At 37.3% G+C, this 24,342-nt stretch carries 21 protein-coding genes; 14 read left to right on the top strand and 7 right to left on the bottom strand.

Annotated features, from left to right (window positions below):
* Window positions 1-21: 21 nt before the first annotated feature.
* Window positions 22-1,716 (bottom strand): methyl-accepting chemotaxis protein, encoded by a 1,695-nt coding sequence (locus JTI58_RS05290; protein WP_205445685.1) that lies wholly within the window; start codon window positions 1,714-1,716, stop codon window positions 22-24.
* A 263-nt stretch (window positions 1,717-1,979) separates the two neighbouring features.
* Complete coding sequence (locus tag JTI58_RS05285; RefSeq protein WP_205445683.1) at window positions 1,980-2,975, bottom strand: M23 family metallopeptidase; 996 nt, start codon at window positions 2,973-2,975, stop codon at window positions 1,980-1,982.
* 212 nt (window positions 2,976-3,187) lie between these two features.
* Here JTI58_RS05285 and JTI58_RS05280 point away from each other — a divergent pair, with 212 nt between their 5' ends.
* The 3 genes from JTI58_RS05280 (at window position 3,188) to JTI58_RS05270 (ending at window position 7,997) form a co-directional block, all read left to right on the top strand.
* Entirely contained in the window at window positions 3,188-5,083 is a 1,896-nt protein-coding gene (locus JTI58_RS05280) for a PrkA family serine protein kinase (protein ID WP_205447124.1), read from the top strand.
* A gap of 308 nt (window positions 5,084-5,391) precedes the next feature.
* Window positions 5,392-6,549, top strand: coding sequence for a sporulation protein YhbH (yhbH, locus tag JTI58_RS05275; protein ID WP_205445682.1), 1,158 nt, complete (start codon window positions 5,392-5,394; stop codon window positions 6,547-6,549).
* A gap of 44 nt (window positions 6,550-6,593) precedes the next feature.
* A complete protein-coding gene (locus tag JTI58_RS05270) occupies window positions 6,594-7,997 on the top strand; it encodes a SpoVR family protein (protein ID WP_205445681.1) in 1,404 nt (467 codons plus the stop codon).
* 885 nt (window positions 7,998-8,882) lie between these two features.
* On the opposite strand, the gene JTI58_RS05265 is transcribed toward JTI58_RS05270, so the two are convergent.
* Window positions 8,883-9,296, bottom strand: coding sequence for a hypothetical protein (locus JTI58_RS05265; protein ID WP_205445679.1), 414 nt, complete (start codon window positions 9,294-9,296; stop codon window positions 8,883-8,885).
* Between the two features lie 196 nt (window positions 9,297-9,492).
* Here JTI58_RS05265 and JTI58_RS05260 point away from each other — a divergent pair, with 196 nt between their 5' ends.
* A complete protein-coding gene (locus JTI58_RS05260) occupies window positions 9,493-10,368 on the top strand; it encodes a radical SAM/SPASM domain-containing protein (protein WP_205445677.1) in 876 nt (291 codons plus the stop codon).
* Window positions 10,369-10,408: 40 nt separating this feature from the next.
* Here the strand turns inward: JTI58_RS05260 and JTI58_RS05255 are convergent, their stop codons facing one another.
* Window positions 10,409-10,798: a helix-turn-helix domain-containing protein gene (locus JTI58_RS05255; protein WP_004225641.1), complete on the bottom strand. Its 390-nt coding sequence runs from the start codon at window positions 10,796-10,798 to the stop codon at window positions 10,409-10,411.
* 214 nt (window positions 10,799-11,012) lie between these two features.
* Between JTI58_RS05255 and JTI58_RS05250 the strand changes: the two genes are divergently transcribed.
* Complete coding sequence (locus tag JTI58_RS05250) at window positions 11,013-11,666, top strand: restriction endonuclease subunit S domain-containing protein (RefSeq protein WP_205445676.1); 654 nt, start codon at window positions 11,013-11,015, stop codon at window positions 11,664-11,666.
* 45 nt (window positions 11,667-11,711) lie between these two features.
* On the opposite strand, the gene JTI58_RS05245 is transcribed toward JTI58_RS05250, so the two are convergent.
* Both JTI58_RS05245 and JTI58_RS05240 read right to left on the bottom strand, forming a co-directional pair.
* Window positions 11,712-13,385 carry a ribonuclease J gene (locus JTI58_RS05245; protein WP_205445674.1) on the bottom strand — a complete coding sequence of 558 codons (1,674 nt, stop codon included), beginning with the start codon at window positions 13,383-13,385 and terminating at the stop codon, window positions 11,712-11,714.
* A gap of 290 nt (window positions 13,386-13,675) precedes the next feature.
* Complete coding sequence (locus tag JTI58_RS05240) at window positions 13,676-14,170, bottom strand: L,D-transpeptidase family protein (RefSeq protein ID WP_205445672.1); 495 nt, start codon at window positions 14,168-14,170, stop codon at window positions 13,676-13,678.
* 506 nt (window positions 14,171-14,676) lie between these two features.
* Here JTI58_RS05240 and JTI58_RS05235 point away from each other — a divergent pair.
* The 5 genes from JTI58_RS05235 to JTI58_RS05215 all read left to right on the top strand — a co-directional run bounded on the left by JTI58_RS05235 (window position 14,677) and on the right by JTI58_RS05215 (window position 18,090).
* On the top strand, window positions 14,677-14,886 hold the full coding sequence (locus JTI58_RS05235; protein ID WP_004225632.1) for a hypothetical protein: 210 nt from the start codon (window positions 14,677-14,679) through the stop codon (window positions 14,884-14,886).
* 14 nt (window positions 14,887-14,900) lie between these two features.
* Complete coding sequence (locus JTI58_RS05230) at window positions 14,901-15,098, top strand: gamma-type small acid-soluble spore protein (RefSeq protein WP_205445671.1); 198 nt, start codon at window positions 14,901-14,903, stop codon at window positions 15,096-15,098.
* Between the two features lie 77 nt (window positions 15,099-15,175).
* On the top strand, window positions 15,176-15,364 hold the full coding sequence (locus tag JTI58_RS05225; RefSeq protein WP_205445669.1) for a cysteine-rich CWC family protein: 189 nt from the start codon (window positions 15,176-15,178) through the stop codon (window positions 15,362-15,364).
* A 102-nt stretch (window positions 15,365-15,466) separates the two neighbouring features.
* Complete coding sequence (locus JTI58_RS05220; RefSeq protein WP_205445668.1) at window positions 15,467-16,051, top strand: DUF305 domain-containing protein; 585 nt, start codon at window positions 15,467-15,469, stop codon at window positions 16,049-16,051.
* A gap of 287 nt (window positions 16,052-16,338) precedes the next feature.
* A complete protein-coding gene (locus tag JTI58_RS05215) occupies window positions 16,339-18,090 on the top strand; it encodes a methyl-accepting chemotaxis protein (protein WP_205445666.1) in 1,752 nt (583 codons plus the stop codon).
* Between the two features lie 605 nt (window positions 18,091-18,695).
* On the opposite strand, the gene JTI58_RS05210 is transcribed toward JTI58_RS05215, so the two are convergent.
* Entirely contained in the window at window positions 18,696-19,289 is a 594-nt protein-coding gene (locus JTI58_RS05210; RefSeq protein ID WP_205445665.1) for a metallophosphoesterase family protein, read from the bottom strand.
* 243 nt (window positions 19,290-19,532) lie between these two features.
* On the opposite strand from JTI58_RS05210, the gene JTI58_RS05205 reads away from it, so the two are divergent.
* From JTI58_RS05205 to JTI58_RS05190, 4 genes are all read left to right on the top strand, one after another.
* Window positions 19,533-21,029, top strand: coding sequence for a class I adenylate-forming enzyme family protein (locus JTI58_RS05205; RefSeq protein ID WP_205445664.1), 1,497 nt, complete (start codon window positions 19,533-19,535; stop codon window positions 21,027-21,029).
* A 134-nt stretch (window positions 21,030-21,163) separates the two neighbouring features.
* Complete coding sequence (locus JTI58_RS05200; protein ID WP_243456318.1) at window positions 21,164-22,249, top strand: C39 family peptidase; 1,086 nt, start codon at window positions 21,164-21,166, stop codon at window positions 22,247-22,249.
* A 59-nt stretch (window positions 22,250-22,308) separates the two neighbouring features.
* Window positions 22,309-23,541 carry a carboxylate--amine ligase gene (locus tag JTI58_RS05195; protein WP_205445662.1) on the top strand — a complete coding sequence of 411 codons (1,233 nt, stop codon included), beginning with the start codon at window positions 22,309-22,311 and terminating at the stop codon, window positions 23,539-23,541.
* Window positions 23,538-24,239: a cysteate racemase gene (locus tag JTI58_RS05190; RefSeq protein ID WP_205445660.1), complete on the top strand. Its 702-nt coding sequence runs from the start codon at window positions 23,538-23,540 to the stop codon at window positions 24,237-24,239. Before JTI58_RS05195 ends, JTI58_RS05190 begins: the two co-directional genes overlap by 4 nt.
* Window positions 24,240-24,342: the final 103 nt, after the last annotated feature.

Here is a 24,342-nt window from a genome sequence, read left to right as displayed (position 1 = left end):
TAGCCTTTGTTGTGTAGTTGATTAAATTTTAAATTGCTGTAGCTGCGTATTTAATTCCTCGGCCATGCCAGCAAGCTGATTTGCACTTCTAGCGATTTCATCCATTGTAGCGGCCGTTTCCTCTACAGTCGCTGTTGTTTGCTCAACACCAGCAGCAGATTCTTGCGAAATAGAGGCCATATCATCAATAGAAGCATTAATGGTTTCAGAATTTTGAGCAAGCTGATTTAAATTCGTTGAAATGGTTGTAATATTATCAATCATATCCTCAACAGCATCAGAAATTTTTTCAAATGTTTCATTTGTTTGATCGAGCTGGGTTGTTCCTCTTTTTACTTCCTCATAGCCAGTTTGGAGGGCAGATGTAACATTGCCCGTCTCACCTTGAATACGATGGACAATTGTTGCAATATCCGTGACAGAGAACTGTACTTGTTCAGCAAGCTTTCGGACTTCATCTGCTACAACAGCAAAGCCCTTGCCATGCTCACCTGCTCGTGCTGCTTCAATTGCTGCATTTAATGCAAGTAAATTTGTTTGGTTTGAAATATCATCGATAACAGACACAAGCTTGGAAATTTCAGCAGATTGCTCATTTAAATTTTCCACCTTTTTCACAGAGTCTAATACAATTTCATTTATTGTAGCCATTTGTTTGGTAGATTGCACCATTAAGATTTTTCCAGAAACTGTTAAATTTTGAACATGACTAGAATGTTTGCTTAACTCAATGCCCTCTTGTGTAGTTTCATGAATGCTACGCTTGAATGCTGTCATTGTCTCTGCCAAATCACCTGTTGTGGAGGCTTGTGTTTCTGTACCTGATGCAAGCTCTTGCATCGTTACTGTAATTTGCTCAGTACCTGCTTGTACTTCATTCGATGATTGAGCAAGCTCTTCACTACTAGCTGCTACTGTTTCAGAAACCGTATAGATAGAGCGGATTGTTTGTTTTAATTTTTCGTTCATGTCATTAGCTGCTACCATTAACGTTCCGATTTCATCTCTTGTTTTTACAGGTAGTGGCTCTAGTTGTAAATTTCCATTTGCTAATTCTTTCATTCGATTGGCTACGACTGTAACAGGTTTAGATATGGTACTAGCTGTGATAATGGCAATTAGAATACCAGCTATTGTTAGAATCAAACTAAAAGCGATACCAATTGTTCGATTCTCTGAGCTAGTTGATACAACATCATTACCAACAGCTGTAATGGCTTCAGCACGATCATCTGCCAGTTTTTCATAACCATAACGCACTTTCGTTACGAGTTGATGTGTATCCATTAAATTTTCTAAAGCTAATTCCTTATTGCCTTTTTGATAGATATCAAATACCTCCGTATTAACAAGGGTACTCCAATCACGGGCTATTTCTACTAGTTTTTCGCGTTCATCTGATTTTTCATATTTGTCTAGAATAGCATTGTTTTCCTCAGCCATTTTGCGATACTCATCAAACGATTCTTTGTATTTTTCGTCACCTGTCAACACATAATTTAACGCTGCAGATAGACGGACACTCATGGACAGTGCTAAATTTTTACTTGCATTTAAAACTACTAAATCTTCTTTTACTAAATCTTTTGCTTGTCTTTCCATACTTGTATTGGAATTGTAAGTGTAGGTTGTAAAGCTAACTACTAAAACTAACAAAAGAATAAATGCACTTAAAATTCGAGCTTTAAGTGTTTTAAACTTGATAATGCCCTTCATTTTCCCATCCCTTTACTATCTCATTGAGAAATTTTTTCAATCACAAATACTATTTTATAACTATTTATGCATATTAATAAGCCTTTCGATAGAAATATTTAAAAATAGTTTTTTAGTACAATGATATAATTGTTTTCCTTTTATTAATAGTTAAATATATATAGATGTTTAATAACAAATTCATGTATTTATGTAGAATTTCCTATGTGGAAAGAAAATGCACCTGAAGCAACATGCTTCAAGTGCCATAAGTAAAAGATTATCTACTGTTTTTGTTTTTTTGCTTGCCGCTCCCATTGGAGTAAGGAAGGATAAGGATCGAAAGCCCATTCGGTTCTTCCGTTAAATTTATAAATCCCATAATGAAGGTGTGGAGGGAATTTACCAGATGTACCTTCTTTTCCGTATCCAGAGCTTCCCACATAGCCAAGAACAGTACCAGGTTTTACAATTGTACCGACTTCAATTTCCTTATGATAGCTACCGAGGTGGGCATAATAGTGGTAGGAATTATGATTGTCGCGAATACCAATACGCCAGCCACCAAATTGATTCCATCCTTTTACCTCGACAATTCCATAAGAGGTTGATAACACTGGCGTTCCATAGCTTGCAAAAATATCAGTTCCCTCATGAATTCGGCGACCACCCCAACCTCGATTGGCGCCCCATGTGCCCTTGTAACTGTAATCAGAGCGAATATTTAGTGGGAAAGTATGTGCGTCAAGTTCAATTGTTTTAAAATGTCTGTACAATGTGGAGATGGTAAATATTTGATTGACTGCTTCTTCGCTTCCATAATATTCCCATAATGCTAATTTAAAATCTTCATCAGTCGTTCCAAATTTCCCTAAATAACTAGCCATCGAAAAAATGACATCCTCATCATCCTTTGGACTAGCGAGCCCATCGTGATTACCATCAAGGCCCATTCCTCCGAAATAGCTAATTGTCTCAGGAGAAGTGTCTTCCTTTACAGGATTTAAAGCGCCTGACCAGTATTCATCAGAAAATTGGATAGCCAAATAGCCTTCTCGTTTAGGGATGTCTTTACGGACAGATTGTAAATTTCTTTCATACTGATCGATAGCAGCCAAAAAGTGCCAAGGAATGAGTAATTCATCGAATTGTACATAATAGGACATGCGCTGCTGTAAAATTTCTTCTTCTGTTAGATCCTCCTTTGCCAAAGAGGCAGTAGGGTACAGCATTATCCCTAAAAATAAAAATGTGAAAAGAAATGTAAAATGGCGATGCAATGATGGACCTCCTTTCTAACGTTAGAATAACCGAAATTTTTATCTTCATTCAGTAAGGTTCTATGTATTAAAACAGTTGATATATCCGCAATCTTTTTGCCAAAAAAAATAGAAATAATAAGAAGAAACTTCATCAAAGAAAAAGTAATGGTATCATCATGCCATTAACTTCATACTATGTTATAAATCAAGCCCTGAATGGAGGGAAGGCTATTAACATTTTAGATAAAGTGAAAAACTATCGCGAAGAAGAAAACAGGCTGAAGTGGGAAGGAACATTTGCAGATTATTTAAACATCATTAGGGAAAGACCTGAAGTTGCTCAAACAGCCCATTCACGCGTCTACAATATGATAAAAAGTTCTGGTGTAGAGGAACGCGATGGGCAAAAAATGTACAAATTTTTCGGACAAGAAATTTTTGGGCTTGAAACAGCAATTGAAAGACTGGTGGAGGAATATTTCCATCCAGCAGCGCGCAGGTTAGATGTTAGAAAACGTATTTTATTATTAATGGGACCAGTTAGTGGTGGTAAATCAACAATCGTTACCTTACTGAAACGTGGATTAGAACAATATTCGCGAACAGATGAGGGTGCAGTTTACGCAATTAAGGGATGTCCAATGCATGAAGATCCACTCCATTTAATTCCACATCATTTGCGTAATGAGTTTTTTGAGGAATATGGTATTAGAATTGAAGGAAGTTTATCGCCTTTAAATACAATGCGTCTTGAAAAGGAATACGATGGGCGCATTGAAAATGTGATGATTGAACGTATTACGTTTTCAGAAGACAAACGTGTTGGTATTGGGACATTTACACCATCAGATCCTAAATCGCAGGATATCGCTGATTTAACAGGAAGTATTGATTTTTCCACAATAGGTGAATTTGGTTCAGAGTCTGATCCTCGTGCTTACCGCTTTGATGGGGAACTGAATAAGGCCAATAGAGGAATGATGGAATTCCAGGAGATGCTGAAGCTTGATGAAAAATTCTTATGGAATTTATTATCTTTAACACAGGAAGGGAATTTTAAAGCGGGAAGGTTCGCTTTAATTAGTGCAGATGAGTTAATTGTTGCCCATACAAACGAAACTGAATATCGATCATTTATTTCGAATAAAAAGAACGAGGCATTACATTCTCGAATTATCGTTATGCCCATTCCCTACAACCTAAAAGTTAGCCAGGAAGAGCATATTTATGAAAAGATGATAAATGAGAGTGATATGGCCCATGTCCATATTGCACCGCATGCTTTAAAGGCCGCAGCAATCTTTTCGGTTCTCACTCGATTGGAAGTACCGAAAAAACAAGGTGTGGATCTGATTAAAAAAATGCGCTTGTACGACGGAGAAAATGTGGAGGGATTTAATTCCGTTGACTTAGAGGAGCTGAAAAAAGAGTTCCCAAATGAAGGCATGAACGGTATTGATCCACGCTATATTATTAACCGTATTTCTTCTGCTATTATTCGCAAAGAGATACCATCAATAAATGCATTGGATGTTTTACGAGCATTGAAGGATGGATTGGATCAGCATGCGTCGATTTCTCAAGAGGATCGTGAAAAATACATGAATTACATTGCGGTTGCTCGTAAGGAATATGATGAAATTGCTAAAAATGAAGTACAGAAGGCTTTTGTGTACTCATATGAAGAATCGGCAAAAACATTGATGAACAACTACCTTGATAATGTAGAGGCATTTTGTAATAAAAATAAAATTTACGATCCTCTGACTGGGGAAGAAATGAACCCAGACGAAAAATTAATGCGCTCGATTGAGGAGCAAATTGGCATTTCAGAAAATGCTAAAAAGGCATTCCGTGAAGAGATTCTCATTCGAATTTCTGCCTATGCACGAAAAGGTAAACGTTTTGACTATAATTCTCATGAAAGATTGCGAGAAGCTATTCAAAAGAAATTATTTGCAGATTTAAAAGATATTGTGAAAATTACAACTTCTTCTAAAATGCCAGATAAATCGCAACTGAAGAAAATTAATGAGGTCGTTGCAAGGCTTGTTGATGAACATGGCTATAATACAACATCGGCAAATGAGTTGCTACAATATGTAGGAAGTTTACTCAATCGATAGCTTGATGTTGATTGTTCCAAGTCAGTTAGGAGTGTCCCATTTTTAGGGCACTCCTTTTACTATCAGGATGAGAGATTTAACTTGATTTAGCAGAAAATATCCACCTCTATAGGTGGTGAGATAAAAGCCCCAGCGGATGTCATAGATATTGAAGCGGAGCTTTTCGAGCAAGCTCGAAAAAAATCTGGACGCAATTACGCTGAGGCGTGATTAATAGGTGCACAATTGATTTTATGAAAAAAGTTCAAAAATTTGGCTCACAAGCATAGTATAGAAAAAGCGAATTTGATAGATGGGTGAGGATAAAAATGACTGAACACGAAAATAAACGCTTTGTCATTTCTCAGGAAAATTGGTCCCTCCATCGTAAAGGGCACCAGGACCAGGAACGCCATATGGAAAAAGTAAAAGATGCGATTAAAAATAATTTACCAGATTTAGTTAGTGAAGAAAGTATTGTGATGTCCAATGGTCGCGAGGTTATTAAAATACCAATTCGGTCACTTGATGAATATAAAATTCGATATAACTATGATAATTCTAAGCATGTTGGGCAAGGACAAGGGGATAGTAGTGTCGGGGATGTAGTAGCCCGGGATGGCAGTAAAGCCAATCAGGCTCAAGGCCAAGGAAAAGAAGCAGGTGACAAGCCTGGCCAAGATTACTATGAAGCGGAAGTCAGTATTGAGGAAATCCAAAATGTCTTATTCCATGAACTTGAGTTACCTAATTTACAGCAAAAAGAAAAGGCAGATATTAAAACAGAAAAAATAGAGTTTAATGATATTCGAAAAAAAGGGCTAATGGGTAATGTTGATAAAAAGCGAACGATTTTAAATGCATTAAAGCGCAATGCAATGCATGGGAAAGCGGAAATTACGCCTATCCACAATGACGATTTACGTTTTAAAACGTGGGATGAAGTGGAGAAACCAGAATCCAAAGCCGTAGTACTTGCCATGATGGATACAAGTGGCTCGATGGGAGCTTTTGAGAAATATTGTGCACGAAGCTTCTTCTTTTGGATGACGAAGTTTTTACGATCAAAATATGAAACCGTAGAGATTGAATTTATTGCCCATCATACAGAGGCAAAGGTTGTCACTGAAGAGGAATTTTTTACAAAGGGAGAGAGTGGGGGAACTATTTGTTCTTCAGCTTATAAAAAGGCATTGGAGTTAATTCAGGATAAATATCATCCGTCTCGCTACAATATCTACCCTGTCCATTTCTCAGATGGTGAAAATATTTCGATGGATAATGAAAAGTGCTTGAAACTGGTAGGAGAGTTAATGGATGTATCCAGCATGTTTGGCTATGGTGAGGTGAATCAACATAACCGTTTCTCAACGCTTATGTATACGTATAAAAAAATTGATGATCCTAAATTCAGATACCATATTTTGAGAAAAAAAGGCGATGTATATGATGCCTTAAAGAGCTTTTTCAAAAAAAATGAAGAATAACATGGATGTTTGCACAGTACGACGTTCAAAGGAGGGGGCGTAAAATGGACACAAAAGAGCTTCAACGAGCAATAGATGAAATTACCGAAATTGCCTCAAGCTTTGGCTTAGATTTCTATCCAATGCGTTATGAAATTTGTCCAGCAGATATTATTTATACATTTGGCGCCTATGGTATGCCTACGCGTTTTTCCCATTGGAGCTTCGGGAAACAATTTCATAAAATGAAGCTTCAATATGATTTAGGACTTAGCCAGATTTATGAGCTTGTGATCAATTCAAATCCTTGCTATGCGTTTTTACTCGATACCAATACATTAACCCAAAATAAACTGATTATTGCCCATGTTTTAGCACACTGTGATTTCTTTAAAAATAATGTGCGTTTTTCCAATACAAGAAGAGATATGGTAGAGAGTATGACCGCAACTGCCGAGCGAATAGCTGATTATGAAAGAGAATATGGCAAGGATGAGGTTGAGCAGTTTTTAGATGCAGTTTTAGCTATTCAGGAACATATTGATCCATCTATTTTACGACCGAAGCTATCCTGGAGTGAGGACGATGACCTTGAAGAGGAAAAATCTCCAACGAAATCACCATACGATGATTTGTGGAGTATAGAAGAAAAAGAAAAAGTTTATAAACCAATTAGACGAAGATTAAAGCAATTTCCGCCAAAGCCAGAAAAAGATTTGTTGCTATTCTTGGAGGAGTATAGCCGTGAATTGGAGGACTGGCAACGAGATATTTTAACAATGATGCGAGAGGAAATGCTTTATTTTTGGCCTCAATTAGAAACAAAAATAATGAATGAGGGCTGGGCGTCCTTCTGGCATCAACGCATCATGCGGGAGTTAAAACTAACCACTGCTGAGACAATTGAATATGCCAAATTAAATGCAGGGGTTGTGCAGCCATCCAAAACATCGATTAATCCATATTACCTTGGAATAAAAATTTTCGAGGATATTGAAAATCGCTATAATAATCCTACAGAGGAAATGAAGCGGCTAGGTGTACAGCCAAATACGGGGCGTGAAAAGATCTTTGAGGTAAGAGAAATAGAATCGGATATTTCCTTTATTCGAAACTATTTATCAAAGGATTTAGCGAAGCGTGAAGATTTGTATTTGTTCCAAAAGAAAGGTAATGAGTATCGTATAACGGATAAGGATCATGAGATGGTTCGAGATCAGCTTGTATCCATGCGTGTAAACGGGGGCTTCCCATATATTGTAGTGAAAAATGGTGATTATTTGCGTAATGGTGAGCTCTATTTAGTACATGGTTACGAAGGGATGGAGTTAGATCCTCGCTATTTAGAAAATGTATTGCCTTATATTTATCAGCTATGGGGACGGCCCGTTCATTTAGAAACCTATGTGGATAAAAAGCCGATGCTTTATTCATATGACGGCACTAAAAACTATAAACGCAATGTATGACAAAAAAACTTCTATCTGTTGACGGTATCATCAAACAGATAGAAGTTTTTTTCATAGTGTTGAAAAAACGGGAGTTAAGTAGTCTTCCACTCCAAACCACAATGTAGCAAAGGTTTTCAAATAAAGTGAAGCTGTTCCTACTCATTTTATGGAGGGGTATTGTCATTCATCACTTCTCCACATTAAAAATAAGAGCCTATCCTTTCACTAATTATACAAATAATGAGCTATGTTGATCGCTATGGCAAGTATGAAAGATAAGGAAAGGACACTTTTGCAGAACGGGAAACAATCCATCGCCTTGCCAAAAGGTCTTTTTCTGCTAGTGACATGATCTTTTTTCAACCAATCTCTTAGTGTTGAAAAACAAAACTGTCAATTGAAAGGTAGAAATGGATTTCCGTTGCAGGCTACTTGCTTTCCTGTGGGCGAGCGCCGAATCGCTTCCTCCGCTACCGCTCCGTGCAGGGCTTCGCCTGTCTCGCTATCCCACGGGAGTCAAGTAGCCTTCCACTTCAACCCACTGACTTTTTAGCAAAGATTTTCAAATAAAGGGAAGGTGTTCACTACTCTTTATGAAGAGGTGTTGTCACTACACATTGAAAATAAGAGCCTATCTAATTATACAAATCATGTGCTATTTTGATCGCTACGGCTAGTATGAAAGATAAGAAAAAGACACTTTTGCACATGGTTGATTGGAGTGGAGCCAGCGTTACTCCTAGGGGATTTAGCGTCACAGATGAGACCCTGGAGCGAACGCTAGTGAGTGAAGCGGCTCCTAAGACGCCCCCTGGAAAGGACGCTGGCGGAACGGAAATCAACCCCTCACCTTGCCAAGTTGCTTTTTCTGCCGTTGACATCATCTTTTTTCAACAACATGATCTACTCATTTTCTTCAGTTAATACATCAGTTTCTTCATTACTTTCACTATGATTAGAGGATGAATGTATATCACTTTCAATGACTAGGCTATCCCGTACTTTTATGCCTTGTTGGCCACCAGCCTCATCATTATGATTACCAGCAATACCGCTTCTTCCATTACCGTCAGCAAATTGCGAATTGACATTTCGTGTATGACTACCGTTACTAGCATTTTGTCCACCTTGGTTAGCATTTGTGCCTACATCATGATTGATTTGACCTCCACCTTCCGCTCGTTGCTCAAAGTGGAAATCGGTGTTTCCTATATTGAATGTAAAATTGATCGTTATATGATTTTTCCCTTGCTTGTTAGAGGATTCCTGCTCAGGTTCGTCAGGTCCATAAAATTTTTTAGAATTAAAACCAGACATCGTTTCTCCTCCCTTCGTTTCATCTTACTATTAAGATATTAGCGCTTCATGAACCCACTTGTACGTGTAGCCATGTTACCTAGAGAAAAGGTAGGACTGCCCAGATGAAAGCTCAACGATTTTTGCTATCTATCCAATAAATTTGTTAGAATGAATGAGATTTGATTATTTAGTGAATGGGAACGGAGAAGCAACATTGAGAACATTTAAAAAGGTTTATATAGAAATAACGAGTGTTTGTAATTTAGCCTGTAGTTTTTGCCCACCTACAGCTCGTGCAAAGGGGCTTATAAAAGTCGAACAATTTAATAAAATATTAGATGAAATTCGTCCACATACAAAATATATTTATTTGCATGTAAAAGGAGAGCCATTACTACATCCAAGAATCGATCAGCTATTAGATGCTGCCCATGCAAAAGGGTTTAAAGTCAATATTACAACGAATGGTACGCTAATAAAAAAGAATCGTGAGAAAATATTAGGAAAACCAGCATTACGTCAAATTAATTTCTCGTTGCATAGCTTTGATGGGCATGAGGGCTCTGAAAACCGTGAAAAATATTTAGGGGATATCTTGAACTTTGTGCGAGAATCAAGGGAGTACAATACGATTATTTCCTATCGTTTATGGAATCTACAACAGGATCATGTTTCGGATGTTGCAGCACGTCGTAACCGTGAGACTTTAGAAATATTAGAAAATGAGTATAATCTTGATTACCGCATAGAAGAAAAAGTAGAGCCTGGGAAAGGAGTAAAAATTGCCCCTCATGTTTATTTAAATCAGGATCATGAATTTAGATGGCCAAGTCTCCTAGAGCCAGAGGATGAAGGGAAGGGTTTCTGTCATGCTCTGCGTAGCCAAGCGGCTATACTTGTGGATGGAACCGTTGTGCCTTGTTGCTTGGATGGGGAAGGTGTCATTAATTTAGGGAATGTACACGAAAAACCCTTCTCAGAAATTGTTGAAGGGGAACGTGCCAATAAGATTGTAGAGGGCTTTTCACGAAGAGAAGCTGTTGAAGAACTATGTAGAAAATGTGGCTATCGTCAAAAGTTTGGTATGTAGCTACTAAAAGTTAATTTTAATAAAGAAACAGCTCCAATTGTCATTGACCGTTGGAGCTGTTTTTCTTCGATTGAGAATCAATTGTATCTAAAAAATCCTTCGTAATACGAACTACATATTTTACCTCGTCTAAATTTCGTTCTCTTAGTAATGAGCGATGAATGTCTAGCATGAGGTTTTTTTCCTCAATATCAGTAACGCCAGATAGTTTTTGAAAATTAAATAGCTCCTCAGGGGTAATGTCTAATGCCTTCATGATTGTTTCCAAAGTACTTAAGGTAATATTAGATTGTCCATGTTCAATATTAGAAACTCTTCCTTTACTGAAACCTAACTTCCCTGTCCGTTCAGCCACTTCTTCCTGGCTAAGTCCTTTGGATAATCGAATAATCCGAAGTTGTTCACCTACTAGCTTTAAAAAATCTGACATATGATTCACCTCTATGTTAAAAGCTAGTGAAAAACAAGGGAAATGACTATACTATTATAGTGGTATAATGGAGAAAAAGTTACATTAAAATGGTACAATTATTAGAGTAATACTTTTCATCAGACAAATGACCTAAATAAAAAGCTAGGTATAATGCGTTAATGAAGATTGTATTAAGGGTATTAATTGGGACAGAGGATTGGAGGGTTCATACATGGTGAAGCAGTTTTTTTTAGAAGAAATAGCAAAAATACAAATTGGTCATTTGATTGTGAATGATCAATGTTTTACTAGGGAAGATACTCCTTTTATCACCGAAGAAATGCTAATGCAATTATTGAGAGACGATGATTTTAGTCAAGTGCCAAAGGTTGATCACACAGTTGATTCATTTAATTTGTCAATCGTGCCTGCTAAAAGCATTCTTCTAAATAAATTTAATTTACAGGAAACCTTGATTTATCAATGTAAAAAAGCTGTGTGTATCGGTCATGATATCATTGCCATTATTCCGAATGAATCCATTGTTGTCAGTGATTATTTATTTCACTTTTTTAAATGGTTTCAAATAAATAAAGAGAGACGTAATATCTTTCGTTTAAGAATTGCATTACCTCCTCTTGATATTCAGCATAGAGCAGCTCAATTATTAAATGCTGTTCAACATTTATTAATGAATAAAGATTCTTTAGTCGCAGCGATAGAGGACCTTCCACAGTATTTCAATAATATTTCAAACCAAGTAAATCAGCATTCAAAAAACTTACATCATAGCTTTGAACAGCTCCAACATGTATATGCTGATATGTTACATAAAGTTTTTAATGGAGATCTTCTAAATGATTCCTTTCAAAGGTTGAGCAATTAACATAAGTCGGTGCAAAATGGATTGGACAATCCTTGCACCGACTTATTAAATTTCAATAATAATCGGTAAAATCATTGGCTTTCGTTTGGTTTGGGTAAATAAATATTGTCCAACAGCTCTTTTAATTTCTCGGCGTAGGACATGTATTTGCTGTCTGCTTTCTTCTTGAAGCTCATTTACGATTTCTTTGGTAAGCACATTGGCCTTAGTTAAAAGTGCCTCGAAATCTTTAGCATAAACAAAACCACGTGAAATGGTATCAGGTTCTGAAATAAAAGAACCATCTGCTTTATTGAGTGTTAATACAATAACAAGCATTCCATCTTCTGAAAGTTGCTTGCGATCACGGAGGACAATTCCCTCTACTTCACCTATGCCAATCCCATCAACATACGTATCACCAGCTGGAATTTTACGCGTTTGCCTTGCCTTCGCATTTTCAATGTCCACGACATCTCCATTTTTCATAATAAAGGTATGTCCCTTTTGAACACCAATAGATTCCGCTAATAAACGATGTTGATGTAACATGCGATACTCACCATGAATAGGGATGAAAAATTTAGGCTTCATAAACGTCAGCATCAGCTTCAAGTCTTCTTGATGACCATGTCCTGAAACATGCATACCTGTATGACTGGAAGAACCATAAATCACCTTAGCACCAAGCTGAAACAAATTGTCTACAATACGAGAAACGCCCTTTTCATTACCTGGAATCGGAGAAGCGGCAAGAATGACTGTATCATCTGGCAGAACTTTTACCTCACGATGGTTGCCATTTGCTAATCGTGCAAGTGCTGCTAGAGGCTCGCCTTGGCTACCTGTGCAGAGGACCACTACTTCTTCTGGGGGGAGGTATTTAACTTCTCGTGCATCAATTAACAGATCTTCTGGCACAAATAAATAACCTCGTTCAATCGCGACATCCACAACATTGACCATGCTGCGCCCAACTAAAGCTAACTTCCTATTGGTGGCAATTGTTGCATGTACGATTTGTTGGATACGATTAACATTTGAAGCAAAGGTAGAGATGATTACTTTCCGTTCAGCATGTAAAAAGGCTTCCTCAATATGATGCCCTACCAGTTGCTCAGAAGGTGTCAAACCTGGTCTTTCTGCATTTGTACTTTCCGAGATCAGAACTAGCACACCCTTTGAACCGATTTCCGCCATTTTATGAATATCAGCAAACTGGTTATTAACGGGCGTTAGATCAAATTTAAAGTCTCCCGTATGGACAACATTTCCTTCAGGAGTAGCTAAAACGATTCCTAAACAATCGGGTATACTATGATTGGTTCTGAAGAAATTAATATCAATTTGTCCTAAATGTAGAGCTGAGTCAGCGTGAATTTCAATTAAATCCGTTTCTCTCAAAAGCTTATGTTCCTTTAGCTTTAATTCAATAAGTCCGAGAGTGAATCGAGTAGCATACACAGGGACATTTAATTTTTTTAGTAAATAAGGAATCCCACCAATGTGATCCTCATGCCCATGTGTGACAATTAATGCCTTAATTTTTTCCTTATGATCAAGTAAATACGTAATATCAGGAATGATAAGATCAATACCAAGCAGGGTTTCATCTGGAAATTTTGCTCCGCAATCAATAATAATTATGTCATCTGCATATTGTACTACATACATATTTTTTCCAATTTCATTGATGCCACCTAGGGCGAAAATGGATAATAACTGTTTACTTGTGGACAACGTATTCCCTCCTATAGTTTTAAATAAAGCTATCAAATAATTGCTTTTGCCATAGGTAGTATAGCTTTTAGCATTTCATCCTATACGAAATTTGCAATGCTTAATCTTACTACTATGAGATGTAGCATTATGAAAACGTTTTAAGAGAATGGGGAGGATTGAAATTTAAAGCTCCGATGGCGGATTATATGTGGCGGGAAGAGCAATACTATTTAACGAAGCTTGCGCAGACTAGAGGATAAGATAATGAAAACAAGCGGCTATCTAATTTGTATAGATAGCCTTTTTAGTTAGGGATGAATCACTACTTCTGTACCGATTGGCACAATACTGGCAAGCTCTTCAACATCTCGATTATGCATACGGATACAACCATGTGACACAGCATGCCCAATAGAGCTAGGATCATTTGTGCCATGAATTCCGTAATGTTCTTTAGAAAGACTCATCCACATCGTGCCAAAAGGACCGCCAGGGTTTGGCGCTTTATTAATGATAATAAAACTACCTACGGGTGTTTCGTGAAGCATGCGTCCAACTGCAATAGGGTATTGTTTTTGAAGGATATTGTTTCTATATAAACGTAGCCAGCGATTATTGGTAGAGATCTCGATACGGTAAGGAATTGTCTCGGGGTCGGGCAAGCCAGGGATGACGATTTGTTGACCAATGACAAGATGATCAGGCTGAATTCCTGGGTTTGCAGCGATAATGGATGCTAAAGGTGTACGGTAATCTTGAGAAATTTGAGCAAGGGTTTCACCAGCTTTGACTGTATGAATCAATCATTACTCCCTCCAATGCAAATGTTTATTGTTCTACTATATGCTTCATATGTTTTATGTAATTTTAGGAATGCAAGGTTTTTCAGTTTCTGGACAGAATAAGCGGTGACATTGCAGGATTAAGGGGCATAAAGATGAAGGAATTTAAAATTACGTATTTTTTTGATGAGATACATTATGTACGAAGATTCATTTATCTTGATTCAGCAGAAAACGTCCATCTATAGGCGGTGAGATGATCGAGCAAGCTCGAAAAAAATCTGGACGCAATTACGCTAAGGCGTAATTGATATTGAATCGCAACAAGAGGCAGAAAAATTAGTGAAAAGTGAACGCGATCAAGATATTTCCTTTACCGATAGTAGGGGTATATACCATGAACTGCACACAAAACATGTACGAGTTATTCAAATAGCTGAGTATCACCGTATTGATAAAAGCGCACAAGGGAAAGACACATAATCTGTCCAGCTTTACACACATTATAGGAAAAGGAGTGTGACAGAATGGATATCGAAAAAATACCACATGAAAAGAAAATGTTCATGAATTTAAATAGCAAGGACAAGCCTGACATGGTTGAATCAGATACAATTAGTCTTTTCGATTTGCATGAGGATATGCAAACTGTAGATGCCATTCCTATAGAGGAGCTCAATAAGCGAGTAAAAAGAGAAGGCGATGAATTGATTGAAATGCAGCCAGATGAATTATAGGAGGTAGAAATACAATGAATCATGAAAAAGAAGTCCAATTTACATCTGCAGGCACGAATATTAATGAAGTGAAGCAAAAAAATGCAGACGCAGGATTATCCTATAATGAAGTGAAGGCATTGTTAGCAAAAAGTGGTGGGCATGGAACATCCATTTATAGTGACACAGATACTGAAGAAGTAAAACAAGACATACACAAGCATCAACAATAAGCGTTTGGGAGGAGCAAGGTATTGAGTGCTCTTCCTTTTTTACTTTACAATGGGAAAAGAAAAGGAGTTGTAGGAGCATGTCAACTGGAGAAATGAAATGTCCATTATGTGGGGGAGAAAATCATTGTGGCGTGGCAAAAGGCGAAAAAGAGTGCTGGTGTATGACAGTTAGCATTCCAGAACATCTGTTAAATGCAGTGCAGGGAGAGCTAAAAATATGCATTTGTTCTACATGTATAGATACATATAAGAAAGAGCAAGTATAATTTTTTACGATGATGATGGCTGGTAAAAATTGAGCAATTGGTACAATTGTCTATCGCACAACAACCTAGCAGGCATACATTACTCTGAAAGGAGTGTGTCTAATGGCTAAACCAATTGAACTCAGTAATGTGACTAAGGCATATCTAGAGGAATATCAGCGAATCCTCAAAAAAATGATGCAGGGTATGACCTATGTTACCATTACTTGTAGTATCTCAGAAAACTTTATTAAACAAATCCTCCCTCATCAAGTTGCAGCAATCCAAATGTCTGAAAATGTTTTACGCTATACAACGAATATCCCTGTACAAAATCTCGCATTAGAAATCATTCGAACACATACAGAAATGGTTGAGAGTCTTGAAGCGATACAAAATCGATGTTGTGTCGTGCAAAATTCAGAGTATGAATTATACGAGTATATGTGTGCTTATAAAGAAATTACAGAAGCTATGTTCAATGCAATGTGTGCACCGCCAGTCTCCAACAGCATTAATATCAATTATCTGCGGGAAATGATTGTCCATCATCAGGGTGGTATACGACTGGCACAAAATGTGCTTAGATTCTGCATTTGTCAAGAATTAATACCAATCCTACGATGCATGATTCAAACGTTTTGTGAGCAACTAGAAGCCATGGAAAAGCTACTAGATAGCTTACAAAATTGCGATTGCGAGTGCTAGCACTAACGATAAGTTTATATGGGAAGAAGGCGCTAGGATCAAACGTGATTTTAGCGCTTTTTCTGCGTAAAGACAGTGTTTAACTAGGAAAATAAGAAATTGTCAATAAAGTGGACGAAAAAATAATAAAGTGTAAAGAATTAAATGAGAATCTATTTTTGTCTTTCTATTGTTGGTAAAATATATATGTTTTATTAGTTGAAGGTAATGAAGAGAGATCTATTATTGGCTTTAAAATATTGGTAATTTTATTTTACTTTAATTTAATACAACTAGGAGTGGGAGCAATGTTCAAAAGGAAGAAGATTAATCAAAGTTATGATTATTTCTCAGCTACAAAAAATTCAGACATCGAAACAAATGAACGCTTTAAAGAAAAATTAGATTTCCTTGCTTTATCTAGAATTAGAAGAGAATCTGTTGGGTTTTTACGTAAAATTTACGAGAATAATCGACAGTATATACTCGATAATTTTTATGCTCGTCTACTGGAAATTCCAGAGTTTAATCATGTCATCAATACACATTCAACAGTAGAGCGCTTGAAAGGGTTGTTTGATTCACATTTTATTAGCTTATTTGATGATGAATTAGATTTAGATTATGTCTTTAAGCGACGTAAAATTGCCTATGTTCATGCTCGAATAGGGGTACTACCGAACTGGATGATTTCTGCCTATACACTGATTAACCAATTAATCATTCCGCTTATTGTTAAAGAACTATCACGTGATGAAGAAAAAATGTTGGATGTTTTATTGTCCTATGATAGTTTAGTAACAATTGATCAACAAATCATTTTAGAGACCTATATTGAAATTCAAGCAGGATCTGTTGTGAATGGGTTAGGTGAAATTATTACTTATAATACACAGTTAGATACCATTAAGGAACTGATTGAATTTCAAGAGATTCAGCAACAGGAGATTGTCGCAGCAGATCAATTAATGCATGAGTTAGACGAGAGTATTGAAGAAATTGCCACATCAGTTGGTGATATCTCAGAGCAAACAAAGCATGCCTTTAAAAAATTAAATCAGGATTTGGAATCATTGCAACAAGTATCATCTATTTTACAGACAACCGATGAAGGCCATAAATCAATGCAGGAAGATATTAAGCGTTTAGTTGAACGTGTAAATAGTGTAGCGAAGTTGATGGAATTAATTAAGAAAATTGCAGATCAAACAAATTTATTGGCCTTAAATGCATCGATTGAGGCGGCTCGTGCTGGAGAAGCAGGGAAAGGCTTTGCGGTTGTTGCGGAGGAAGTTCGTAAACTTGCTGATGATACAAGTACATCTGTTAAATCTATACATACAGATATACAGGAGCTACTTCATATTACCCATAATATTAGTTCATTGACGACTCAATTTTCACAAGATTTACATCAAGGTGTTACAGATACCTTATATATTTCACAGACGCTAGCAGAGCTAAATAAAAATTTACAGCAGCAAGGTGCCCGCTTTGAGGAAATAGCCACAACGACAAAGGTACAAGCACAATCTGCTACAACTATTTCAGAACGTAACCATACAATTACGGAGAGCATGCAAAAAAGTAAGGTAATCGTTTTTGATATGGGCTCTGCCATTTATAAGTTAAGTAAAATGATTGATGGATATCGATCCACGACGATTTCTAAAAACTTTATTATTAGCCAAGAGGATATTATTGAATTAGCCATTACTGACCATCTATTGTGGAGATGGAAAATCTATAATTTGCTATTAGGTTTTGAAACGATGACGGAGCAGGATGTAGGGTCTCCAAAAGAATCTCGCCTTGGCGAATGGTATTACGGCACAGGAAAAAAACTGTTAGGTAATGAGCGTGTCTACGCAGAGTTAGAACAGCCATTTATTCACGTTCATGATATTGCAAAAAAAGCAGTCCGTGAATACAATGTAGGCAATAAAACGGGCGCTGAAAAATACCTGAAAGAAATTACGGATGAATCGTATGTTGTTATTGAAAAATTAAAAGCGCTAAAGGAAATTTTATTGAGCGAGAAGAAGCAATATATTCATTAGAAAATTGAGAGCAAGCTAGTCTATAGAACTAGCTTGCTCTCATATTGTTGAAAAAAGATCATGTCACTAGCAGAAAAAGACCTTTTAGCAAGGTGAGGGGTTGATTTCCGTTCCGCCAGCGTCCTTTCCAGGGGGCGTCCGATGAGCCGCTTCACTCACTTCCGTTCGCTCCAGGGTCTCCTCTGTGACGCTAAATCCCCTAGGAGTGACGCTGGCTCCACTCCAATCAACCATTCTGCAAATTTTCAAAGTAGCTTAGCAATTAAATAGCCTATTATTTGTATTCTTAGAGAGAGGATAGGCTCTTATTTTCAATGTGGAGAAGTGATGCGTGACAACACCTCTTCATAAAGAGTAGTGAGCACCTTCCCTTTATTTGAAAACCTTTGCTAAAAAGTCAGTGGGTTGAAGTGGAAGGCTACTTGACTCCCGTGGGATAGCGAGACAGGCGAAGCCCTGCACGGAGCGGTAGCGGAGGAAGCGATTCGGCGCTCGCCCACAGGAAAGCAAGCAGCCTGCAACGGAAATCCATTTCTACCTTTCAATTGACTGTTTTGTTTTTCAACACTAACAGAGCAAGCTAGTATGTAGACTAGCTTGCTCTCTTATAGATGAATAGGTGGGACACACATAAATGTCACTGTTCGGTTTTTGCTATCATAAAGACACCATTCACGGTGATTGATAACAGAGCCTACATTAACGCCATATTGTTTGTCCTGTAATACAATAGGCTGCCCGTAGCGAATACGAATCGGTAACTTTTTTTGCTGATGATAAAGGCCTGATTCGTGACTATGCCCGAAGAAAAATAATGGTTTTTGAAAGGGTGGGAATGTTGGCTGCCAGCTTACATTCCACTTAAATTGATGTCCGTGCATAAGCGTGGCGCCATCAATCTCCATTGTCTCAGGTAAAGCTTTAAAACGTTCGATGCCAGTAACCTGCGTAATGCGTTCTTCTTGATTGCCTCGTATTGAGGGGAAGGTTAGTAGTTTTTCAAATTCACTTTCTATTATGGCCGCCTTTTGCAAAGGTAAGCCAGATAGGGTTTGTGCCTTTTTCTTACTGACAGTGCATTCATATAAATCACCTAACCCGATGATTTTTGCTTCTTCTGCTGTTTGTTGAATATGAGCTAGAACAGCTTGAGTGTCTTCTATATTAGAATGTAAATCTCCTAAAAGTGCATAAAGCATTTAAACCCGGCCTTTCCTTAAAATGATCGTACAAGTATCATACACCCAATAGAAATTGCTAGAAAAGTAAAATGTCTAAGAATATTTCGTTACTTCAATTACATATTTTGATTGTGTGGAAAAATTGCCAAGAAATTCATTGCTTGTTAAAATATAATCATAATTTTCTGAATTTTAAGAAGTTTAATAGTTTCCCATTCGTGTCTTTTCCGTAATAAAAAATGAATGTATGGAGGGCTTATAATGACGATGTTTATGACAGAGATTCTAGAAAACTATGCAGGGCAGCAACCAAATGCAATTGCAACATTGTATGATGGAAAAACGTTAAGCTATCATGATTTTTATCAACGTGTAGAAAGATTTGCGGCTTACTTGCAGGAACAAGATTTTGAAAAAGATGATGTGATTGCCTTATATACGCTTAATTCAGATTTATTTTTAATCGCTTATTTAGGTGTCCAATTAGCTGGATTTATTGTGATGCCTATTAACACTAAATTAGCTGCTCCTGAGGTTGATTTTATTTTTAATCATTCACAAGCAAAAGGCTTAATTTTTGATGAAAGATTAACACAGGCATTAGAGGACGTTTCTTATTCATTCCAACATACGATTGGATTTCAAGAAATGAAAAACATAATAGAATACGACAAACGTGAAAGAAAAATTGTGCAATTGGAGGCTCATGACACAGCTGTGGTCATGTATACATCTGGTACAACAGGTAAACCCAAAGGCGTTATGCTCACACATCAAAATATCGTGGCTACCGCAGAGATATGGTCGTCTTCTATGAATATGTCTAGCAAGGATAAGATGTTTATTTGTACGCCATTGTTTCATTGTGCAGGTCTTCATGTTTTTGCTATGCCTATGTTTTATCAAGGGGGAACAGTAGTCATTGAAGAAGCATTCTCACCAACTAAAACGTTAGCTCAAATTGCAGCTACTGAGTCAACCATTTTCTTTGGTGTTCCATCTATGTATACCATCATTTTAAATACTCCTGAATTCAAGGAACATAGCTTTAAACATTTACGTTTATTATGTTACGGGGCTGCCCCAATGCCTTATGAGCTCGTAAAGCAAGTGAAAGAAGCATTTCCAAATGTAAAGGTTCAAAATCTTTATGGTCAAACTGAAAATTCACCTGCAGCTACCTCTTTATTAGATACGGATGCATTGACGAAAATTGGCTCAGTTGGAAAACCATTAGCACAGACAGATGTACGTGTAGTTGATAGCGAAGGAAAGACCGTACCAGCTGGCGAGGTGGGCGAAATTTGCGTAAGAGGACCACAAGTAATGAAGGGCTATTTGCGCAATCCAGAGGAAACAGCAAGAGCGATTAGAGATGGCTGGCTGTACTCAGGCGATTTAGGACGTTTTGATGAGGAAGGCTATTTATATATTGTAGATCGGAAAAAAGATATGATCATCCGTGGTGGAGAGAATATTTACCCAATCGAAGTAGAAGAAGTTCTATATCAAATGTCAGAAATTTTAGAAGCAGCAGTGGTTGGATTGCCACATGAAGTATATGGAGAAGTACCAAAAGCATTTGTGGTGTTGAAGGAAGGCAAGTCTCTCGATGAAAATTCGATATTATCCTATTGTCAAACACGACTTGCCAAATATAAAGTACCGTATGAAATAGAATTTTTAGCAGAATTGCCACGCAATGCCTCTGGTAAGGTACTAAAGCATACATTACGGCCGAAAGTGACAACGATTTGAGTCGGTTCAATTATTTCTCAGCATAAATGTTATCCAAATTTTTAAGTTTACTTGAAAAGAAAGAGTCTTGTGTACTTGCCGCTCGCTTTCGGTACAAAAAATAGGTGCTGAATCAAGATAAAATAGGAACGGCTATGAAAGTATCGTATAATAGAGTCTACGACAAATTGAATAAAGAGAATGGCGAAGGGTTTGCTCTTCGCCTTAGAATAGGAGCGGAATTTGTCTTGTGGACGGGGTATAAACGCCTTTTACTTATTGGCATTTTGATTATTATGTTACTTTCAGGCTGTCAGCCATTTTCACAGCAAGATGCTGAACAAAAAAATCAATTAACAGTTTTAACAGTAGAATTTAATAGCGGGGCACCTATTCCAAATCTCTTCCTCACGGTGACAGACGTACAAACAGGTGATGTAGTGGAAGAAGCAATTGGTTCAGAAGAGGGAGAGGCTGTATTTTCGAAGCTAAAGGCAGGGCGAGAATATGCAATTGCAGCAACGACACTTGAAAATAGTTCGACAAACAATAATGGGTATACGACAATCGAGAATTTCACATATGATACAACAAAGCCATACTATCGTTTGCAAACACACTTTTTAAGAGACGAACAGGAGTTAGATGTCCCTGTTGTCATGCAAAACCCTGAGCTTCCACATGGCTGTGAAATTACATCACTCACAGCCGTATTAAATTATTTTGGAATGGATGTGTCAAAACTTGAAATGACTGACAAGTATTTACCAAAGCAAGAAATACGCACAGCAGGCAATCAACGTTTTGGACCAAACCCAAATGAAGCTTTTGCAGGTAATCCTCGTGATAAAGCGCGTGGTATGTATGTTTTTGCTGCCCCAATTGTCAAAGCGGCTGAGGCAGTCATTACAGATAAACAAGCTGACTTACATGTCAAAAATATGAGTAACGCCTCACAAGATGATATTTTACAGCTTGTTCGTGAAGGCATTCCTGTTGTGACATGGGTGACGCTAGATTTATCGAAGCCTAAACGAAATGCAGAAAGAGGCTGGATTTATAAAGGTGAAGCAACTCCACATGATGCTTTTATGAACTTACATGCAGTCGTCTTGACGGGGCATTTAGGTGATAAAGTAGTCGTAATGGATCCTTTAAAAGGGTATGTTACTTACAATGTCGATCAATTTTTCAAAAGTTATCAGGAACTAGGCAAACAGGCTGTAGCTGTTCATAAATAAATAAGCTACAAATCGTTAGTATGTTACACTAATAAAAAAGTAAAAGTGAGTTGAGTAGAATGGCCATTGAGCACGTTTTTTTACCGGTTTTACTTGGAGATGAAATGAATGCTTATGGTATGGCCAGAGCATTTTACGAGGCCTATGGTGTGAAGCCGCTTGCACTAAACCATACGAACATGGAAAAAATTCAACAAAGTGATTTATGGACTTTTCGTGAGATACCGCGACTTCATATCGAAGAAAGGTTTGTGACCGCGTTAAAAGCCATTGCGGAGGAGTTCCAAGACAAAAAATTACTGCTATTAGCTTGTGATGAATTTTATGTCAAAAAAATCGTAGAACATAAAGAGGAGTTAGCAGAGGATTTTCTAGTTCCTTATGTAGACGCCACACTTGCCCATCAACTTTTAACTCGTGAAAGTATGTATGAACTATGCGCACAATTTGGTTTTCAATACCCTGCAACACATGTATGCACGGTGAATGATTATGAAGACTACGACATGCCATTTGATTATCCAGTTGTCATTAAGCCAATGAATATGACAAAATATGCTACATGTATTTTTCCTGGTAAGAAAAAAGTATATATTGCATATGATAAGGATGAAAAGGACAGTATACTACGTGCTATCTATAAAGAATCAGCTTATCGAGATGATCTGATGATTCAACAATATATTCCTGGAGAAGATGCTAATATGCGTGTTGTGAATGCGTATATTGGACAAGATGGGAAGGCAAAACTTCTTGCGGTGGGTAACCCCATTTTAGAAGAGCATTCTCCAGAAGGCATTGGGCGTTATGTAGCAATCATGACAACCTATCATCAAGAATTAATAGATAAAGTGAAGTCATTCCTTGAAGCGATACAATTTCAAGGCTTTGCCACATTTGATATGAAATATGATGAACGTGATGGTCAATATAAATTGTTGAGTATTGAATTACATAATGAACTTTCCAATTATTATGTGACGGCCAGTGGCTATAATTTAATGCAGTATGTCGCGAACGATTTTGTTCGTGGAAGTAAACAATCACTAACATATGTGAAGAACAAGCATCTTTGGACCATTGTGCCAAATGGTGTGCTGTTCAAATATGTACAAAATGAACAACTAGTCATTGAAGCGAAAAGTTTAATACGTCAAGGTATGGCTACAGATTCTATTTTTAATTATAAGGATATGAATGCAAAACGTTGGTTGAATGTCACGCTTGATAATTTAAGCTTTTATCGCAGCTATAAGAAATATTTTAATAATAAAGGTCTGTCTAACACATGAAAAAACAAACTTTAGGAATAATTGGTGGCGTTGGTCCACTTGCAACAATGTTTATTGGAGAAATGATTGTAAGACGTACGAAAGCACAAAAAGATCAGGAGCATTTACATACCATCATTGATAATGATACAAATATTCCTGACCGTACGGCTTTTATTTTAGATAATACAAAGGATAATCCAGTTCCAGTTATTATTGAGGATGCAAAAAAACTAGCTTCGGTAGGAGCAGACATAATTGCTATCCCATGTAATACGGCGCATACGTTTTATCATGAAATTGAAGAAGGTTCTCCTATACCTGTATTGCATATGATTCGCGAAACTGCGAAGCGTGCTGCTGATTTAGGAGCGAAGCGTGTTGGTATTTTAGCAACAACAGGCACCTTAACATCACGGATGTATCAGGAAGCGCTTGAGGAGTTTGGTATTACACCCGTTGTTCCAGACAATGAAATGAGATCATATGTGATGACAATCATTTATGATTACGTCAAGGCTGGGAAGGATGTTACGTTAGAAGACTGGCAACCAATAGAAGAGGCGATGTTAGCATTAAATTGTGATCGTATTGTATTAGGGTGTACAGAGCTTTCTATTGTGAATAGAGATTTGAAGCTAAGTGACATTTATATTGATTCATTAATCGTTTTAGCTGAATGTGCCATTTTGGCTTGTGGTTATGAATTAGTCGATTAGTCGTTGAATGAATTGAAAAGAATCTGCTTGCTTTTCACGGGTAAGCTACAATTCTTGAAAGAGTTGTGGACAGGCTTACTTTTCCGTGTTGAGTGAAGCAGAT

It is taken from the genome of Lysinibacillus fusiformis (genome assembly GCF_016925635.1).
GTDB classification, from domain to species: domain Bacteria; phylum Bacillota; class Bacilli; order Bacillales_A; family Planococcaceae; genus Lysinibacillus; species Lysinibacillus fusiformis_F.
Note: the sequence above shows the minus strand (reverse complement) of the source record. Positions and strands in the feature narration are given on the sequence as shown.

Bases quoted from the DNA above. Each gene is read 5' to 3' on its own strand.
- JTI58_RS05290 (WP_205445685.1), bottom strand. From the start codon at position 1,716: ATGAAGGGCATTATCAAGTTTAAAACACTTAAAGCTCGAATTTTAAGT.
- yhbH (WP_205445682.1), top strand. From the start codon at position 5,392: ATGACTGAACACGAAAATAAACGCTTTGTCATTTCTCAGGAAAATTGG.
- JTI58_RS05270 (WP_205445681.1), top strand. From the start codon at position 6,594: ATGGACACAAAAGAGCTTCAACGAGCAATAGATGAAATTACCGAAATT.
- JTI58_RS05265 (WP_205445679.1), bottom strand. From the start codon at position 9,296: ATGTCTGGTTTTAATTCTAAAAAATTTTATGGACCTGACGAACCTGAG.
- JTI58_RS05255 (WP_004225641.1), bottom strand. From the start codon at position 10,798: ATGTCAGATTTTTTAAAGCTAGTAGGTGAACAACTTCGGATTATTCGA.
- JTI58_RS05250 (WP_205445676.1), top strand. From the start codon at position 11,013: ATGGTGAAGCAGTTTTTTTTAGAAGAAATAGCAAAAATACAAATTGGT.
- JTI58_RS05235 (WP_004225632.1), top strand. From the start codon at position 14,677: ATGGATATCGAAAAAATACCACATGAAAAGAAAATGTTCATGAATTTA.
- JTI58_RS05230 (WP_205445671.1), top strand. From the start codon at position 14,901: ATGAATCATGAAAAAGAAGTCCAATTTACATCTGCAGGCACGAATATT.
- JTI58_RS05225 (WP_205445669.1), top strand. From the start codon at position 15,176: ATGTCAACTGGAGAAATGAAATGTCCATTATGTGGGGGAGAAAATCAT.
- JTI58_RS05220 (WP_205445668.1), top strand. From the start codon at position 15,467: ATGGCTAAACCAATTGAACTCAGTAATGTGACTAAGGCATATCTAGAG.
- JTI58_RS05215 (WP_205445666.1), top strand. From the start codon at position 16,339: ATGTTCAAAAGGAAGAAGATTAATCAAAGTTATGATTATTTCTCAGCT.
- JTI58_RS05210 (WP_205445665.1), bottom strand. From the start codon at position 19,289: ATGCTTTATGCACTTTTAGGAGATTTACATTCTAATATAGAAGACACT.
- JTI58_RS05205 (WP_205445664.1), top strand. From the start codon at position 19,533: ATGACGATGTTTATGACAGAGATTCTAGAAAACTATGCAGGGCAGCAA.
- JTI58_RS05200 (WP_243456318.1), top strand. From the start codon at position 21,164: ATGAAAGTATCGTATAATAGAGTCTACGACAAATTGAATAAAGAGAAT.
- JTI58_RS05195 (WP_205445662.1), top strand. From the start codon at position 22,309: ATGGCCATTGAGCACGTTTTTTTACCGGTTTTACTTGGAGATGAAATG.
- JTI58_RS05190 (WP_205445660.1), top strand. From the start codon at position 23,538: ATGAAAAAACAAACTTTAGGAATAATTGGTGGCGTTGGTCCACTTGCA.